Below are 3290 nucleotides of genomic sequence, written 5' to 3'. Positions count from 1 at the left end.
CTCCGGGACTGTACAGAGCGTGAGATTCGAGGAGCGGTGGCGGCCGCGGTTGCGGGCGAAGGCCGGGATGGGGGGCGTGAGTACCGGTGGCCGGGTCGTCTCGACCCGGGCCGGCTTCGGGTTCGCTGCCGCGGCGGGCACGAGCGGCGAGGCCCGGATCTGCGACATCACCCAGGTCCTGCCGTCGCGCTGGGCTGAACGCTTCTTCGAGGCTGGTGACGCTGGCGCCGGCGAACAGCGGTTCCGGCCCGTTGCCGTGTCGGGCTTGGCGGATGTGTGCTTCCGTGCCGGCAACCCTCGTGCTCAGGGCCTGGGCGTGGGGTTCACCGGTGTGGGGGACATCGGCATCGGGTTGTGGCCGGGTCCGGCCGAGCGCCTTGTCCCTGGGCCGGGCGGCGCCTTGACCATCGGTCGTCCGGCGGCGCAGGGTGACTGAAGGCTGCGATTGGCGGGCACGTGTGTGGGTCGGTGACCGCAGCTCGGCGTTCCCGGTCTCGAGCGGTGCGATCGTTGCGGCAGCTGTGGCTGGTCGCGCCGGCCGTGTTCTCGGTCCGGCGGGGGATGGCGTATCGGCCAGGTCGGTCAGGTCGGTCAGCCCTGGCTTCTCGGGTCGGTCAGTCCTGATTTCCCGGGTCGGTCAGTCCTGGCTTCTCGGGTCGGTGAGTTTGGCTGTGGTGCGGTCGATGGCTTTCTCCACCGCGAGGCGTCCCTTGCCGGCGTCGTCGTGGTGTCGGGTCATGAGCCGGACCAGTGCGTGCTGGAACAGGGCGGGGCCGCAGGCTGTCCAGTGGCTGAGGACTTCGGGGCTGAGCATGAAGGCCAGGACGTCGTCGGGTTCGGCCGTGACGAAGCGGAACTCGCTGTGTTCCCACTTGTCGTCGATGCCCCTGCTCCAGCGGTCGCGTAGTTGTTCCTCGCTGAGGTCGGGCAGTACGGCCAGGAAGAACGCGGCCCACTGGTGACGTTCGGTGTCCATCGCGAAGGAGAGCAGTTCCAGTTCGCAGCGGTCGCCCTCGTGGACGGCCAGTTCCTCCCGCAGGGCACGGCGGGCGGCGCCGAAGAGGTCGGGTACCCCGTCCTTGAGGTCGTGTTGGCCGGACAGCCCCTCGTTCGCCGAGGAGTTCCAGTTCCCGGCGTTGCCGCCGACGGTCGCGCTGCGCCGGGAGAACAGCATCTTGTGGTCACGGCCGGTCACGACGGCGACGTTGGCGCCGAAGCTGGCTGAGAGGAAGCCGTTGACGAGGATGGGGTCCTGGCCGTCGAGGTAGTGCTCCCGCAGTGTCTTTCCCGCGCCTTCGCCCTCCTCCAGAGGCCGGTTCAGCTGCTGGGCGGCGAGGAAGGTGAAGTAGTCGGCCGGGGAGAACCTGATCTCCACGATCGGGTCCTCACGGTCGTCGCTGCGGGTGACGGCTACCGTTTCCACCGCGAACCGCGGATGGTTCCAGCGCCGGTCGCGGCCCGCTACCGCGCGGGTGCGCTGCTCGTCCTCGATCTCCTGACGCCAGCGCCGTACTTCCTCCGGCACGTACACGGGATCGCCGGCCTCGTAGTAGACCCTGAGGTTCCGTTCGCTGATGGGCCGTGTGCCGTCTCCTTCGTAGACGTAGCACGTGGTGCGCAGCGGCCCGATACGGAAGTGTTCCCGGTCGTGCAAGGGTGCCCCCATCCTTCAATCGGTGTCTGGGGCAGGACAGTTGCACACCGGTGCGGCGAGCGGCAACGTCGTGCAAGGATGCCCCGACCCCATCCCTCAATCGGCGTCTGAGGCACGACAGTTGCACACCGATGCGGCGAGCGGCAACAATTGATGCCCCCACAAACGGGGGAGGGGCGCGGGGGTATGGGCGGGGACCACGGCGAGGCCCTGGTGGTGTGCCTGGACACCTACGACCATCACCCGCACTACAACCTGCCGGGCGCTGCCAGGCATGCCGAGGAGTTCCGTTACCTGGCCCGCCGGCTGGGTTTCACGGCCGACGCCCCGCCCGTCACGGGTACGAAGCGTGAGGTCGTGGAGGGGCTGCGCCGTTTCGCGGCCTCGCCCGCCAGGCGGAAGATTCTCTACTGGATCGGTCACGGCCTCAAGAAGGGGCGCACCACCGCGGTCCTGCCCTGCCGGGACCTCGATCCGGACCAGTACGAGGGCAGACTGACCGCCGAGGACTTGGCCGAGCTGCTCAGGCAGGCGTCCGGTGACGTGCTGGTGATCCTTGACACCTGCCATGCCTCGGACATCGCACGCGCGGTGCATGCGGGCTTCTTCGACCGTGAGGACGACCACCACGGGCCCCAGCCGGCGGCCAGGGCGTCGCCCGACTTCCGCGGGGTGGGCGTCCTCGGCACGGTGCACGGCGACAGACCGGCGCAGCTCGGCGCCTGGCTGAACGCGTTCCGCCACGTCTTGGACGATCCGCGTTTCGAGTTCCGCGAGCGGCTGCTGTGGACCCCGTACGCCCAGGCCCTGCACGCCTTTGAGGTGCTCGAGGCGGTCAGCGGTGTGCTCGCCGACGAGTTCGTGTACCCGCAGTTCCACGGCGGCAGCAGGCTCGTGGGCCTGTTCGTCAACCCGTACTACGACGCGATGGCCCGACCGTTGTCGACCGCCGCCCGGTCGCGCCGGCAGGAACTGCTCGACGCCCACGTGCAGGCGATGCTCAAGAGCCGCTTCACCGGGCTGCTCGTGGAGGACGACACCAGTTTCTTCACCGGACGGCGCAACTACCTCGACCGCCTCGTCGACTGGATCGGCTCACCAGGCCGCAACGGCGCTCTGATCGTCACCGGAGGCCCGGGCAGCGGAAAATCGGCCCTGCTCGCCCAGCTGGCCCTGATGACCATCGCCAACACCCCGCAGTTCACGAGCCTTTCGCCGGCCCGCCGAAGGGCGCTGCTCAGCGCCATCGACGCCGGCATCCAGTGCCGCGGCCGCAGCGCCCTGGAATGCGCGCGCGAGCTGGCCGAGGGACTGCAGCTCAAGGAGCCCGGGGACGGCTGGCCGGATTTACGGGCGGTGATGGACGCTGTGCTGGCCAAGTGCCGCGACGCCGCGTCGACGACGTTCCTGGTCGACGGACTCGACGAGGCGGACCAGGCACAGATCGACTCGCTCATCGCCGACGTCCTGGTCCCGCTCTCCCACGAGCCGAACGTCCGTGTCCTGATCGGCACCAGACCCCTCTCCGTGGGCGCTGCCGCGCTCCTGGACGGCGCCGTCACCTTCGACCTGGACCGGGCACCGGACCGGGACGCCGACATCGCCGGCTACGTACGCGCCCGCCTCGGCGGCCCGG

The 3290-nt window shown here is 69.6% G+C and carries 3 protein-coding genes; 2 read left to right on the top strand and 1 reads right to left on the bottom strand.

Annotation, left to right across the window (positions count from 1 at the left end; all coding sequences use genetic code 11):
- The first annotated feature begins 19 nt into the window (after positions 1-19).
- Complete coding sequence (gene tpg, locus BEK98_RS47540) at positions 20-436, top strand: telomere-protecting terminal protein Tpg (RefSeq protein WP_143684306.1); 417 nt, start codon at positions 20-22, stop codon at positions 434-436.
- Between the two features lie 201 nt (positions 437-637).
- Here tpg and BEK98_RS47535 read toward each other — a convergent pair whose 3' ends face one another.
- Positions 638-1654 (bottom strand): translation initiation factor 2, encoded by a 1017-nt coding sequence (locus tag BEK98_RS47535; protein WP_244202326.1) that lies wholly within the window; start codon positions 1652-1654, stop codon positions 638-640.
- A gap of 186 nt (positions 1655-1840) precedes the next feature.
- Here BEK98_RS47535 and BEK98_RS47530 point away from each other — a divergent pair.
- Positions 1841-3290 (top strand): ATP-binding protein (locus tag BEK98_RS47530; RefSeq protein WP_167444472.1); only part of this gene is annotated, 1450 nt, incomplete at its 3' end.

The sequence above is a fragment of the Streptomyces diastatochromogenes genome, assembly GCF_002242805.1.
GTDB classification, from domain to species: Bacteria; Actinomycetota; Actinomycetes; order Streptomycetales; family Streptomycetaceae; genus Streptomyces; species Streptomyces diastatochromogenes.
The sequence above is the reverse complement of the archived record's forward strand: the minus strand, read 5'-3'. Positions and strand labels throughout refer to the sequence as shown.